The organism is Micromonospora sp. NPDC049679 (genome assembly GCF_040659735.1).
Taxonomy (GTDB): domain Bacteria; phylum Actinomycetota; class Actinomycetes; order Mycobacteriales; family Micromonosporaceae; genus Micromonospora_I.
In genome coordinates, this window is record NZ_JBFANZ010000001.1 from 193,164 (window position 1) to 206,778 (window position 13,615).

12 protein-coding genes and 2 tRNA genes are annotated in these 13,615 nt (G+C 69.7%); 5 read left to right on the forward strand and 9 right to left on the reverse strand.

Annotation, left to right across the window (positions count from 1 at the left end; all coding sequences use genetic code 11):
- Positions 1–6: 6 nt before the first annotated feature.
- The gene (locus AB0J06_RS00920) at positions 7–1,245 is read left to right on the forward strand and encodes a family 16 glycosylhydrolase (RefSeq protein ID WP_357423147.1); all 1,239 of its coding nucleotides are present in this window, start codon (positions 7–9) and stop codon (positions 1,243–1,245) included.
- A gap of 56 nt (positions 1,246–1,301) precedes the next feature.
- Here AB0J06_RS00920 and AB0J06_RS00925 read toward each other — a convergent pair whose 3' ends face one another.
- Positions 1,302–2,276, reverse strand: a complete 975-nt coding sequence (locus tag AB0J06_RS00925; RefSeq protein ID WP_357423149.1) for an alpha/beta fold hydrolase — start codon at positions 2,274–2,276, stop codon at positions 1,302–1,304.
- 47 nt (positions 2,277–2,323) lie between these two features.
- Positions 2,324–3,154 (reverse strand): phosphoribosylaminoimidazolesuccinocarboxamide synthase, encoded by an 831-nt coding sequence (locus AB0J06_RS00930; protein WP_357423151.1) that lies wholly within the window; start codon positions 3,152–3,154, stop codon positions 2,324–2,326.
- Positions 3,155–3,293: 139 nt separating this feature from the next.
- Here AB0J06_RS00930 and AB0J06_RS00935 point away from each other — a divergent pair, with 139 nt between their 5' ends.
- The gene (locus AB0J06_RS00935; RefSeq protein WP_357423153.1) at positions 3,294–4,616 is read left to right on the forward strand and encodes an extracellular solute-binding protein; all 1,323 of its coding nucleotides are present in this window, start codon (positions 3,294–3,296) and stop codon (positions 4,614–4,616) included.
- A gap of 6 nt (positions 4,617–4,622) precedes the next feature.
- Here AB0J06_RS00935 and AB0J06_RS00940 read toward each other — a convergent pair whose 3' ends face one another.
- Positions 4,623–4,865, reverse strand: coding sequence for a hypothetical protein (locus tag AB0J06_RS00940; protein ID WP_357423155.1), 243 nt, complete (start codon positions 4,863–4,865; stop codon positions 4,623–4,625).
- Between the two features lie 165 nt (positions 4,866–5,030).
- Here AB0J06_RS00940 and AB0J06_RS00945 point away from each other — a divergent pair, with 165 nt between their 5' ends.
- On the forward strand, positions 5,031–5,468 hold the full coding sequence (locus tag AB0J06_RS00945; protein WP_357423157.1) for a hypothetical protein: 438 nt from the start codon (positions 5,031–5,033) through the stop codon (positions 5,466–5,468).
- Between the two features lie 109 nt (positions 5,469–5,577).
- Here AB0J06_RS00945 and AB0J06_RS00950 read toward each other — a convergent pair.
- From AB0J06_RS00950 to AB0J06_RS00965, 4 genes are all read right to left on the reverse strand, one after another.
- Positions 5,578–5,654: transfer RNA gene (locus tag AB0J06_RS00950), tRNA-Met, on the reverse strand.
- A gap of 202 nt (positions 5,655–5,856) precedes the next feature.
- Positions 5,857–5,933, reverse strand: a tRNA-Met gene (locus AB0J06_RS00955).
- A 208-nt stretch (positions 5,934–6,141) separates the two neighbouring features.
- Positions 6,142–9,105 (reverse strand): UPF0182 family protein, encoded by a 2,964-nt coding sequence (locus AB0J06_RS00960; RefSeq protein WP_357423159.1) that lies wholly within the window; start codon positions 9,103–9,105, stop codon positions 6,142–6,144.
- 103 nt (positions 9,106–9,208) lie between these two features.
- Complete coding sequence (locus AB0J06_RS00965; protein ID WP_357423161.1) at positions 9,209–10,234, reverse strand: PDZ domain-containing protein; 1,026 nt, start codon at positions 10,232–10,234, stop codon at positions 9,209–9,211.
- A 112-nt stretch (positions 10,235–10,346) separates the two neighbouring features.
- Between AB0J06_RS00965 and AB0J06_RS00970 the strand changes: the two genes are divergently transcribed.
- Positions 10,347–11,603 (forward strand): zinc-dependent metalloprotease, encoded by a 1,257-nt coding sequence (locus AB0J06_RS00970; protein WP_357423163.1) that lies wholly within the window; start codon positions 10,347–10,349, stop codon positions 11,601–11,603.
- Positions 11,604–11,686: 83 nt separating this feature from the next.
- On the opposite strand, the gene AB0J06_RS00975 is transcribed toward AB0J06_RS00970, so the two are convergent.
- On the reverse strand, positions 11,687–12,286 hold the full coding sequence (locus AB0J06_RS00975) for a hypothetical protein (RefSeq protein ID WP_357423165.1): 600 nt from the start codon (positions 12,284–12,286) through the stop codon (positions 11,687–11,689).
- Positions 12,287–12,329: 43 nt separating this feature from the next.
- Positions 12,330–12,860: a M48 family metallopeptidase gene (locus AB0J06_RS00980; protein WP_357423167.1), complete on the reverse strand. Its 531-nt coding sequence runs from the start codon at positions 12,858–12,860 to the stop codon at positions 12,330–12,332.
- A gap of 470 nt (positions 12,861–13,330) precedes the next feature.
- Here AB0J06_RS00980 and AB0J06_RS00985 point away from each other — a divergent pair, with 470 nt between their 5' ends.
- Positions 13,331–13,498 (forward strand): DUF5679 domain-containing protein, encoded by a 168-nt coding sequence (locus AB0J06_RS00985; protein ID WP_357423169.1) that lies wholly within the window; start codon positions 13,331–13,333, stop codon positions 13,496–13,498.
- The last annotated feature ends 117 nt before the right edge of the window (positions 13,499–13,615 follow it).

A 13,615-nucleotide genomic window follows, 5' to 3' on the forward strand; every position in this document is an offset into this window, starting at 1 on the left:
TCCCCCATGCCCAGAGCCCGGACTTTGCTCGCGCTCGCCGTCGTCGCGGCCGGTCTCGCGACCACGCTGACCGCGCCGATGAGCGCCCCCGCCAGCGCCGCCCCCGGACCCGTCACCTGGTCCGACGAGTTCAACGGTGCCGCCGGCACCCCACCCGATCCCGCCAAGTGGCGACGGGACGTCGGCGGCAGCGGCTGGGGCAACAACGAACTCCAGTACTACACCTCCAGCACCAGCAATGCCGCCCTCGACGGCAGCGGCAACCTCGTGATCACCGCCCGCCGCGAGAACCCGGCCGGCTACGGCTGCTGGTACGGCTCCTGCCAGTACACCTCGGCCCGCCTGCTCACCGCCGCCACGTTCACCCAGACGTATGGCCGCTTCGAAGCGCGCATCAAGATCCCGCGCGGTCAGGGGATCTGGCCGGCGTTCTGGATGCTCGGCAACGACATCGGCTCGGTCGGCTGGCCCAACAGCGGCGAGATCGACATCATGGAGAACGTCGGCAAGGAGCCGTCCACTGTGCACGGCACGCTGCACGGACCGGGTTACTCCGGCGGCAACCCGGTCACCGCCAGCTACACCCTGCCCGGCGGGCGCGCCCTCGCCGACGAATTCCACACCTACGCGGTCGACTGGGCGCCGGACTCGGTCACCTGGTACCTCGACGGCATCCAGTACTCCCGTAAGACCCCCGCGGACCTGCGCGGCAACCGTTGGGTCTTCGACCACCCGTTCTTCATGATCCTCAACGTCGCGGTCGGCGGTAACTGGCCCGGCTCCCCCGACGGCAGCACCACGTTCCCCCAGCAGATGGTCATCGACTACGTCCGGGTCTCCGCGCACGACGGCGGGGGCGGTGGCGGCGGCGGTGGCCGGATCACCGGGTACGGCGGCAAGTGCGTCGACGTGGCCAGCGCCGGCACGGCCAACGGCACGGCGATCCAGCTCTGGGACTGCAACGGCAGCGCCGCGCAGAACTGGACCTGGCCGGCGGACGGCTCGGTGCGCGCGCTCGGCAAGTGCATGGACGTGGCCGCCGGTTCGACCGCGAACGGGGCCCAGGTGCAGCTCTACGACTGCAACGGCAGCGGCGCGCAGAAGTGGGTCTTCTCCGGGGCCGGCGACATCGTCAACCCGCAGTCCAACAAGTGTCTGGACGCCAGCGGCGCGAGCTCGGCGAACGGAACGCGACTGCAGATCTGGGACTGCACGGGTGGCCCGAACCAGAAGTGGAGCCGGTAACCGGAAGCGAAGGGGCTCCCGGCGTGCCGGGAGCCCCTTTCCGGCGTCAGCGCCGGCTATTTCAGCGCCGAGGCGAGGAACTCCATCCCGCGCTGGGCGAAGTGCGCCCGGCCCCCCTCGTGACCGTCCCACTCGTAGACCTCCATCTCCTTCGGCCCCGCGTAGGCGTGGTAGGCAGCGAAGACGGTCGACGGCGGGCAGATCTGATCCATCAGCGCGGCGCTGAACAGCGCCGGGGCGCTGGCCCGCGGCACCAGATGCACCATGTCGACGTAATCGACGGTCGCCAGGACGGCCGCCGCGCGGTCCGGATGCACGCGGCAGAAACGGACCAGTTCGGCGTACGGGTCGGCGTCGGTGATGGTGACCGCCCGCCGGATATGGCAGAGGAACGGCACCTGCGACACGACGGCGGCGACCCGACCGGCGGCGAGCGACGCGGCGGCCAACGCGAGCCCTCCCCCCTGACTGGCGCCGACCACGGCCAGCCGGGTGGCGTCGACTCCGGGAAGCTCGGCGGCGACCTCGACGGCCCGCACCGCATCGGTGATGAGGCGGCGGTAGTAGTAGGTCGCGGGGTCGAGCACGCCACGGGTCATGAACCCGGGCACCGAGGGGCCGGCGCCGTCCGGGCCGGGGTCGGGGGTGTCGCCACCGCGCCAGGACGCTCCCTGGCCACGGGTGTCCATCACCAGGTGGGCGTAGCCGGCGGCCGACCAGAGCAACCATTCGTGCGGCCGGCCGCGTCCCCCGCCGTACCCGATGAACTCGACGACGACCGGCAGCGGCCCGGACGCCGCCGCGGGAAGATTGAGCCAGGCCTTCACCTGGTGGCCCGCGTATCCCGTGAAGCTCACGTCATAGGTCGCGACCCCGCGCAGCGCGGTGTCGACCCGGGTGGCCACCGCGGGCGCGGCGGCGGCGCGCGCGTCGGCGAGCGTCTCCTCCCAGAAGCTGTCGAGGTCGGCCGGGCGTGAGACCCGAGGCCGGTGCCGCCACAGCTCGTCGAGCGGGAGATCGAAGAGCGTCATGGTCGCACGCTATCAGCGCCACGACGCGGTCTGGGGGCGGAGCCGGGCTACCAGGCCCTGCCGGTGATCCGCTCGTAGACCTCGACGTACCGAGCCCGCGTCGCGTCCACGATCTCCGCCGGCACCTCCGGCGCAGGGGCCTGCTTGTTCCAGCCGGTGGTAACCGCCCAGTCCCGCACGTACTGCTTGTCGAACGAGAACTGTGGTCGCCCGGGCTGGTAGGAGTCGGCCGGCCAGAAGCGCGAGGAGTCCGACGTGAGCACCTCGTCGGCGAGGATGAGGGTGCCGTCGGGCGCCCACCCGATCTCAATCTTGGTGTCGGCCACGATGATCCCGCGCTCGGCCGCCAGCTCCGCGCCCCGGTGGTAGACCCGCACCGTGATGTCACGCAGCTCGTCGGCGGTGTCCGCGCCGACCACGGCGACCACTTCGTCGAACGTCATGAACTCGTCGTGCTGCCCGGGCGGTGCCTTCGTGGTCGGGGTGAAGATCGGAATTGGCAGCTTCGACGCCTCCATCAAGCCCGCCGGCATGGCGAGCCCGCTGATCGCGCCCGTCTTCTCGTACTCCTTGAGCCCCAGGCCGGTCAGATAGCCACGGGCGATGCACTCGACCGGCACCATCTCGAGGCGGCGGCAGCGGATCGCCCGGCCGGCGAACTCGGGCGGCACGTCGGTGGCGGAGATGACGTGGTTGGGCACGACGTCCGCGAGCTGCTCGAACCACCAGAGGGAGAGCTGGGTGAGCAGCTTGCCCTTGTCCGGGATCGGCGTCGGCAGCACCACGTCGTAGATCGACAGGCGGTCGGAGGCGACCAGGATCAGATCGTCGCCGTCGGCGTAGACGTCCCTGACCTTGCCCGAATGCAGCAGCTCCACGGGGGCTAGTACATCACGAGGCGTACCGGCCACCGGTCGTGCGGCCCAACCGGGCCGGACGGCCGTTGACACCCGCCGCGCCCACTTGTGTAAATGGTCCCGGTCATTGTTCGGGCCCGGTGTACGTCAGGAGATGTCCGTGCCGCCTACCGCCGTCTCACCGACGTCGCCGACCCGACGTCGGCTCGTCCTCGCGCCGGCGCTCGCTGCCATTCTGCTCCTCACCGGGGGCGCCGCCGCGTGCGGCGACGCCGACGACGTCGGCCCGGCGGACAAGCGCGTCGAGCTGTCCATCTTCTGGTGGGGCGGGGAGAAGCGGGCCGAGCTCACCGAGCAGGCGCTCAGGCTCTACTCGTCGCGCCACCCCCATGTCACGTTCAAGGTCACCTGGCAGGGCAACACCGGCTACTACGACAAGCTCGCCACCCAGGCCGCCGGCGGCAACGCGCCGGACCTGTTCCAGCTCGACGACAACTACCTCGGCGAGTACGCCGATCGCAAGATCATCCTCGACCTCAGCGGGTACGTCGCCAACAACCGGGTCGATCTCAGCAAGTTTCCGAGCAGCCTCGCGCAGTACGGGCAGGTCGGCGGACGGACGATGGCGATCGCCGGCGCCGCCAACACGCCGGCGATGGTCTACAACAAGACGTTGTTGCAGAGCTTCCGCATCGCCGAGCCCCACATCGGCATGACGTACGACGAGTTGATCGCCTGGGCCAGCCAGGTGACCGCACGCAGCGGCGGCAAGATCGCCGGCACCATGGACCCCTCGGCGGACTACAAGGCGCTCTGGTTGTGGCTGCGGGGGCAGGGCAAGGACCTCTACCGGGGACGGCAGATCGGCTTCACCGAGGAGGACCTCACGCGGTGGTTCGAGCTGTGGCGGCGCGCCCACGCCGCGCGGGCCACCCCGGACGCCGCGACGCTCCAGGTCGCCAACAATGGCGACGTCAGCCGCCAACTGGTCGCCACCCGCAAGGCGGCGACCTCGTTCATGTGGTCCAACCAACTCACCGAACTGCAGAAATACACCACGGACGACCTGGGGGTCGTCTCCTACCCGGGCGACCCGAAAGGTCAGTGGGCCCGGGCGTCCATGTACTGGGCGGCGTTTCGCGGCACCCGGCACCCGGACCTCGTGGTCGACGTGATCAATTTCCTCGTCAACGACCCGGAGGCCGGCCGCGTTCTCGGCACCGAGCGTGGCCTGAGCTCGAACATCGAGGTGCGGGAACTGGTCCAGGCGTCACTGACCGACGAGAAGATGAAGGCGGCGGTGGCGTTCGAGACCGCGATGGTCGAGCGGTTCGGACCGGCGCCGGTGCCGCCGCCCCGAGGCCACCCCAAGGTACGTGCGCTGCTGATCACGTCCGCGGAGAACGTGCAGTTCGGCCGCGCGAAGCCCCGGGACGCGGCGGCCCAGTTCATCGCCCAGGCCAACGCGGCGCTCGCCGGCTGACCCGCCTCAGCGCCGCGGACCGGACCGCCGGCGCATCAGAATGAACACCAGGAGCACCACGATCACGACGACCACGAGGCAGCAGAGCCCCGTGAAGATTCCACCGATGCCGCGGCGCCGCCGGGCCACCTCAACCACGATTTGGCCGGTGCCGGACGAGGCCCACGCCGCCACCGGTACGAAGACGGCCAGCCCGACCGCGCCGAGCACCGCACCCAACCGAGCCCACCATGTTCCACGAGAAGCCATGGCTCCATCCTGCGGGCTCTCCGCAACCTCCGCCGACTAGTGCGGCGAACGAGCGCCGGACAAATCCAGCCCCTCGTCGTTTCCGCCCCCACCCAGCGGGTACGCCCGCACGGTCCATCACATCAGGGCAGGACGCCGGGGTGCACGGCGACGAGGAGGCGCGCGATGTTCACGAAGCCCGCACATCTCCCAGAGCGGATCATCTCCGGGGCATTCATCCTGCATTCCGGGCTGGGCAAGCGGGACGTCGGCGATGAGCAGGCGGCCGGAATGCACGGCATGGCGGTCGCGGCCTACCCGTTCCTGCGTGACGTCCCACCGAAGCAGTTCGCCCGGCTGCTGTCGACGGCCGAGATCGTCGTCGGCGCCGCGCTGCTGATCCCGCTGGTGCCGAGCCGGCTCGCCGGGGCGAAGCTCACCGCGTTCGCCGCCGCCCTGATGGGGATGTACGCCCGGTTGCCCGGGATGCGGCAGCCCGGGAGCGTCTGGCCGACCGAACAGGGCATGGGCCTCGCGAAGGACGCGTGGCTGCTGGGGATCGGCCTGAGCCTGCTGATGAACGGCAAGAACGGCCGGAAGAAGAACGGCAAGCGCAAGAAGTAGCGGTCGCGGCTGTTCGTTGTGGACGCGGCGTAGCAGCGGTTTGCGCGAGCGCCACGGCATCGCACGACGAAACGGGCCCTCAGAGTGATCTCTGAGGGCCCGTTTCCGGTGGTAGCGGGGACAGGATTTGAACCTGCGACCTCTGGGTTATGAGCCCAGCGAGCTACCGAGCTGCTCCACCCCGCGTCGGCTCGTTAACACTAGCGCACGCGCTTGCGGCACATCTCACCGCACCCGATAACCGTGGCTCATCGAGCGTTCGTCTGGCTGGCACAGAACCTCGCCAGCCCAAAAAAGCACGCACCGTGCCAGCGGAAGCGAGAGCGGCCGAGCCGGGGCAGGACGACGAAACGGGCCCTCAGAGTGATCTCTGAGGGCCCGTTTCCGGTGGTAGCGGGGACAGGATTTGAACCTGCGACCTCTGGGTTATGAGCCCAGCGAGCTACCGAGCTGCTCCACCCCGCGTCGGCTCGTTAACACTAGCGCACCCGGCCCCGTACCCGCAAAACGACGCCGGAGCCCGGCCTCGATATCCCTGCTGACCTGCGAATCCCGGCACCGCGGCCGCCCTACCGACCGAGCAGGGAGTTCCTCACGATCAAGGGCTTATGCGCACGATTGGAGATCAAACCGTGTGCACAAGCCCTTGATCGACGGGACGGAGGACGGGCGGTCAGCCGCCGGTTGGCGAAGGTGTCGCCGCGGACGGCGTCGCGCCGGGTGTCGGCGTGGCGGCCGGGCGCCCCGCCTGCTGGGCGGCCTGGAACGCGCTGATCGCTTCGTCAAGCGCCTTCAGTGCCCGGCCGTACCGCTCGAAGTCACCGGACGTCTGCGCGGCCTTGACCTCGCTGATCGCCGTCTGGACCCGCGCGGCCGCCGCGGCCAGCTCGGGGGTCAGCGCCGCCGGCGGCGCGGCCTGTGGCGGCGGGTTGTTCTGCGGTGGGGGCTGGGCGCCCGGCTGCGCCCCCGCCTGGCTTCCCTTCTCGACGAGCTGCTTGATGCCGTCCTGCAACGTGTTGGCGAGAACGACGTAGGAGCCACCGTCGCCGTAGGAGAGCAACACCTTCTGCAGCAGCGGATACGCCTTCTGCTGGTTGCTCTTCACGTAGACGGGCTCGACGTAGAGCATCCCGTCGCCGAACGGGAGCGACAGCAGGTTGCCGTACTGCACCTGGGCCTGATTGGACTGGAGCAGGTTGAGCTGCTGGCGGATCGTCGCGTCGTTGGTCATCCGCTGATGTACCTGGACCGGGCCGGAGACGGCCGTCTGGTCGGGTAGCTCCAGCACATCCAGCCGCAATCGACCGTCCACGTAGGAACCCGAAATCAACGCGGCGAGGTTTTGCCGGCCGGCCGGGGTGACCGCCGAGGTGAGCTGGAAGCGCGGGCTCTCCTGCCCCGGGAACTGGGTGAGCAGGTAGTACGGCGGCTGCTTCACGCCGTTGTCCGGCGCGTCGGGGACGTTCGGGACCGCCCAGAAGTCCTGGCCGGAGAAGAACTCGCCCGGATTGGTGACGTGGAACCTGGCCAGCAGGTTGCGCTGCACCTTGAACAGGTCCGCGGGGTAGCGGAAGTGGTCGGCCAACTCGGTGGGGATCTGCGCCTTCGGGGTGATCAGCTTGCCGCCGAAGGCCTTGTTCCACGCCTTCAACACCGGATCGGTCTCGTCGAACTCGTAGAGCTTCACCGTGCCGTCGTACGCGTCGACGGTGGCCTTGACCGAGTTGCGGATGTAGTTGACGTTCTCCCGGGCGAGCTGGAAGGTGCCCCGCCCGGTCAGCTCGTCGGCCGTCTCCGACTGCAGGTTGACCCGTTCGGCGTACGGGTAGGTGGCCGCCGTGGTGTAGCCATCGATGATCCACTGGACCCGACCGTTGATCACGGACGGGTAGGGGTCGCCGTCCAGGGTCAGGAACGGCGCCACCTTCTCCACACGGTCCCGCGGGTTGCGCACGTAGAGCAGCTTCGAGTTGTCGTTCACCGCGGCGGAGAGCAGGAAGTTGCTCTCCTGCTCCTTGATCGAGTAGAGCAGTTTGCGGGCGAACGAACCGATCGGGACCCCGCCCTTGCCGGTGTATGTGTAGTACTGCTCGGTGCTGCTCGTCGGCCGGTCGAACTCGGCCGGCTTCCCCTTGCCGGGCGCGCCCACGATCGCGTAGTCGCCGCCGCCCATCTGCTCGCCGTAGTAGATCCGCGGTTGGGTGACCGGGATCTGCTCGGACTTCGACGAGCACTGCTCCAGCGCTTGGTCCCCGAGGAAGCCGGAGACGAAGTAGGGCTGCCCGCCGCAGACGACCTGGTTGCCCGGTGCCGCGACCAACCCGTACCCGTGGGTGTAGACGGTGTGCCGGTTGATCCAGTTGCTCTGCTGCTCGGTCAGCTCGCCATAGTTGATCTCACGCAGGCCGACGACGTAGTCCTGCAGTTTGCCCCCGACGTTGTAGCGGTCGACGTCGAGCTTGGATCCGAAGTTGTAGAAGCTACGGACCTGCTGCTGCAAGGTGTACGTCTCGGAGACGAGCTGCGGGTCGAGCAACCGGATGTTGGGCACCACCGACGTGTCGGTGGCGAGCTTGGCCGGCGGGGTCAGGTTGGCCGCGGCGTACGGCCGCGGCTCCGCGTCGGCCAGCCCGAACGCCGCGCGGGTCGCCGTGATGCTGCGTTCGATGTAGGGCGCTTCCTTGTCCCGCGCGCTCGGCTTGACCTCGAAGGTCTGCACGGCCCAGGGGTAGATGCCGCCGATCGCGACCGCCGAGATCCCGAGCAGGGCGAGCGAGACGCCCGGCCAGACCAGGTTCCGCATGAACGCGTTGGAGAAGACGATGATCGCGATGGCCACGACGATGGAGATGTAGGCGAGGATCTCCTTCGCCGGCAGCAACGCGTTGATGTCGGCGTAGCCGGCCCCGTAGAGCTTCGCGCCGTCGTTGTACTGCAGCAGCATCGCCCGCCGGTCCAGCACGTACGCCACGGCCTTGAGCATCACGAAGACGGCGACCAGCGTGGTCAGGTGGGCGCGGGCGGCGTTGGTCATCCGGTCCCCGACGCCCTGCAGCCGCACGCCGCCGAAGAGGTAGTGGACGGCGAGCGCCGCGAGCACGGAGAGCACGACGGCGGTGAAGCCGACCCCCAGCAGGTAACGCCAGAACGGGTATTCGAAGACGTAGAAGCCGACGTCGACGCCGAATTCGGGGTCGACGACACCGAAGGGCTGCGCGTTACGGAAGAGCAGCCACTGGCTCCACCGGCTCTGCGCCGACAGGCCGGCGAAGAGCCCGACGATCACCGCGAGCACCGCGATCCAGGCGCCGATCCGCGGGGTCAGCACCATCCGGTAGCGCTCCAGCGTGACCTGCTCCGGCGAATGCGGCCGCAGCAGCGGCCGGAGCCGGTAGGCCAGCCAGAGGTTTCCGCCGACCACCACACCCATCGCGAGGCCGATCGCGAGGAAGAGCAGCGCGCGGGTGGTCAGCACGCTCGTGAACACCTGCGTGTAGTCGACCTCGTCGAACCACAGCCAGTCTGTCCAGGCCTGCACACCCCAGCCCAGCAGGGTGAAAAGCAGGAAAACCGCGATGAGTACGCCGACTGTGGCGCGGCCGCGTCGACTCATTCTCGGCATGGGACTGCTACGCATGACCACCGTTGGCTCCGCACGCTTGAGTGTGATCTGCTCGGATCAGGCACCCAGAGTACGGGGTCTGTCTACGAACGACCCTGTCACGGTGAGTTCGCCGTGTTCAGCCCGCCGCACAGCGTGTCGGCTGGCCTCCGTCTCGGAGTGTCTCGAGTGCGTTGAGCGCGTCGTCGAGGTTGCCGACCTTGATCAGCGGCAGCCCGGGCAGCGCGTTCTTGACCGCCTCGGCGCAGTTGTCCGCGGGCACCAGGAAGAAGGAGGCGCCCGCGCTCTTCGCCCCCACGAGCTTCTGCGGGATGCCGCCGATCGGCCCGACGTTGCCGGCGTCGTCGATGGTCCCCGTACCCGCGATGATCCGGCCGCCGGTCAGGTCCTCCGGCTTCACCTTGTCGATGATGCCGAGCGTGAACATGAGGCCGGCGCTGGGGCCACCGATCTCGCCGAGCTCGATCTTCAGGTTGAACGGATGCGGCTGCTTCGGCTCCACCTCGACGCCGATGCGAGGCGGCTGCCCGTTGTCGGCCCTGGTGGTGATCTTCACCGTCGCCGGGCGTCCGTCGCGGAGATAGCCGACGGTCACGACGGTGCCGGCCGGTTTGGCGCGCACCAGTTGGGTGAGCGTCTGCGTGGCGGTGACCGGTTGCCCGTCGACGGAGGTGATCACGTCGCCGGACCGGAGCACTCCCTCCGACGGACCGCCGGGCGTCACGCCCTTCACCGTCACCTGCACGGGATAGCCGAGCTCACGCAGGGCCGCGGTCTCCGCACTCGTCTGCGACGCCGAGAAGTCCTCGGCGTTGCGCTCCTCGACCTGCTTCTGCGTCTGGTCCGGCGGGTAGATCAGCTCGCGCGGGACGACGGCCTCTTCGCTGCTGAACCAACCGATGATCACGTCACGGAGCCGCACGTCGGGCTGCACGCCGACGGTGGTGAGCCGGAGCTGCCCCTTCGACGTGGAGGTCGGCGTCCCGGAGATCTGGATGACCTCCTTGCCGTTGTCCTTGCCGAGCGTGTCGACCGTCGGACCGGGGCCGAGCACCACGTACGGCACGGGCGCGGCGAACACGCCGTAGGCGAGCAGCATGGTGATCAGCGCGCCGAGGAGGACAGTGACACCGCGACGTCTCATGCGCCAGAGCGTACCGAGCGCTTCGCCGCACCCCTGATGGCGAACCCGGACTTCGCCCTGAGCTGAAACCTGGGGGCGTGGACGCGTGTCAGCCGCGCGTACCGTGGATGTCGTGCCTGATATTCCGTTCGGCTTCTCGCTCCCGGGTGGTCAACCGCCCGACCCCAACGACCCGCAGCAGTTGCAGCAGTTCATGGCGCAGCTGCAGCAGATGCTGGCGGCCCCGGGCAGCGGTCCGGTCAACTGGGACCTGGCCCGTCAGGTCGCGGCCGGTCAGCTCGCCGCGGCCGGTGATCCGGCGGTGACCCCGTACGAGCGCAACGCCGTCGAAGAGGCGCTGCGCCTGGCCGACCTGTGGCTGGAGCCGGCCTCGGCGCTCCCCTCCGGCATCCAGACCTCCGTCGCGTGGAACCGCAACGAGTGGATCTACAAGACGCTCGACGTCTGGAAGAAGCTCTGCGACCCGGTCGCCGGCCGCATGGTGGGCGCGATGAGCGACCTGGTGCCGCCGGAGGCGCGGGCCCAGCTCGGTCCGATGCAGTCGATGGTGGCGGCGCTCGGCGGCGCGCTCTTCGGCGGACAGCTCGGCCAGGCGCTCGGCTCGCTCGCCGGCGAGGTGCTCTCGGCCGGCGAGATCGGTCTGCCACTCGGACCGCCCGGGACCGCCGCGCTCATCCCGGCCAATATCGCCGCCTACGGCCAGGGCCTGGAGCTGCCCGAAGACGAGGTACGGCTCTATGTCGCCCTGCGCGAAGCCGCACACCAGCGGCTCTTCCAGCACGTGCCGTGGCTGCGCGGACACATGCTCTCGGCAGTCGAGATGTACGCCGCCGGCATCACCGTCAACCGGGAGGCGATCGAGGAGGCGATGAGCCGGGTCGACCCGATGAACCCGGAGTCGATGCAGGCGATCGCGCTCGAAGGCATCTTCACCCCCGAGGACACCCCGGCCCAGAAGGCGTCCCTGGCCCGGCTGGAAACCGCCCTGGCGCTGGTGGAGGGCTGGGTATGCCACGTGGTTGACAGCGCGGCCGGCGACCGGCTGCCCAACGTGGCCAAGCTCGGTGAGGCGTTCCGCCGCCGCCGGGCCGCGGGCGGGCCGGCGGAGCAGACGTTCGCGGCGCTGGTGGGGCTGGAGCTACGCCCGCGCCGGCTGCGTGAGGCCGCCGCGTTGTGGAGCGCGCTCTCCGAGCACCGGGGCGTCGCCGGGCGCGACGCGCTCTGGGGTCACCCGGACCTGCTTCCGTCGGAGGACGACTTCGCGGATCCGGCGGCGTTCGCCCGGGCGCAGCTCGACTTCGACCTCGGCGACATCGACTTCGGCGACGGGTCGGCCACGCCGGAGAAGCCGACCGACCCCTCCGCGTGATCCGCACGATCGTGGGCTCATGGCGGGTATCGGTCCGCCTGGATCAGCCGGGCACACGATCGTCGCGATCATGGGCCGGCGGGTCAGCCGCCGAGCAGCGCGCGGGTCGTGTCCCACCCCTCCACCCTCGGATCGAGGGTGGCCAGGTCGGCCGGTCCGCGCAGTCGCCGCCACGCCGGCGTCACCACGACGTCGGCGGGGCGCGGCGCCGCGACCCGGATCTCCGCGACGTCAGCGTCAAGGTCCAGGTCGGGCAGCCAGTCCGGCACGGGCAGCCGCGCGGCCACACCGAGCAGGCCGGGCGTCCCGTCCGGGCCCGCCGCGGCGATCGCCAGGGGACGGCTCGTCAATGGGCGCAGCAGCTTGCCGAGGATCAGCCCGGGCACGTCGGGCGCGTCGGCGGCGATGACGGCCGCCTGGTCGTACCCGTCCCCCGTGGCCGCGGCGAACGCGGCGGTGACGGTGGGCGCGGGGATCTCGTAGACGGGCATGCCCGGCCAGGCGACCGCGTCGGCCAGCGGACGGTCGGCCGGGGTGGCGGCGATCGCCGGCTCGACATGGTTCAAGGTGGCGATCAGGTCGACCACGTCCTCGGCCAGTGCCGCGCGCCAGGTCGGCAGGTCGGTCCCGGGCGGAGCCCAACGGACCGCGCCCAGCAGCACCACCACCACACGTCGAGCCACGGGCAAACCCTAACCGGGGCCGCGGCGCCCCGGGCGACCGCGCTCAGTCGGTGAGCACGAGGCCCGTGCTCGCGGCGACACCCTCCAGGTAGCCCCGCGCCCGTTCCGCCTTCGGATAGCGCCCGACCAGCTCCCAGAACCGCGCGTTGTGGCTGGGCACCACGAGGTGGGCCAGCTCGTGCAGCAGCACGTAGTCGATCACCCAGTCCGGCATCTCCTGGATGCGGTGGGAGATCCGGATGGTCCGGTCGGCCGGGGTGCACGAGCCCCAGCGCCCGTTCTGGTTGGTCACCCAGCGGACGCTCGCCGGGACGGCGGTCTGCCCGTGTTCGCTCAGGTAGCGGTCGATCAGGCGCTGCGCCCGACCGAGTAGCTCGGCGTCCGAGCGGCAGGCCCGTTCCTCCCGGGCGGCGAGACGGGCGAGCATCCGGTCCACCCACTCCGTTTCCTCGGCGCGGGAGAACTGGTCGGGGATGAGCACGACGACGCGCTCGCCGTCCCGATACGCGGACACCGTTCGTCGCCGACGCTGACTGCGCCGTACTTCGACGACAGGCTTCCGCGTCCCCGCCATTACCGGCCCGCGCAGCCTCGGGTTTGGTTCACGATGGCACGCTAATCCGTACTGGCCAGGTGACCGCAAGAGTTGACGCGCCGAGAGATGCCAGAAAAATGCTGGTTGACGGCGTGTCGTCCGGAAAATTTCTCCGCGTCGCGGCCGAGTCGGTGGCTACCACCGTAAGCGATCACGGCCCGCGGCGCCCGGCGGGGAGCCGTGAACGGGATGTGTGGACCTCTTCACCCGGCGTGTCCTTGCGAATCTGACTAATCCGGTGCATTACGACATGCACACTCTCGTCGTCGGCTTCCTCACAGTGTCGACGCATCGCTGACATGGAACTGCCCAGAGCTGGGTAGGGTCCGCGGACCAGCGGTCAATCATTGACCGTGGAGAAGCCGCAGCGCCGGCGCCTACCAGGGCGTCCGTCGCGAGGCTGGCGTTGGGCGACGTACCGCCCGACAAACGAGACGAGGAGGGGCACCGTGGCCGAAACGGCCCAGACCTACAACGGGTACTGCGTTAAGTGCAAGGAGAAGCGGGACTTCGAGGGCGAGGTCACGGTCTCGAAGACGGGCATGAACATGGCCAAGGGCAAGTGCCCGGTCTGCGGCACGACCGTCAACCGGATCCTGGGCAAGGCCAAGGCCTGACGTGCCCTTCGGCCCGGAGGAACGGGCCGGACCAGCACGGTTCAGTAGACGACAGCGGGAAGGGGGGGGGGGGGGGGCGGGCCCGTGCGCGGGGCGGGTGAGTGGGTGATGCTACCA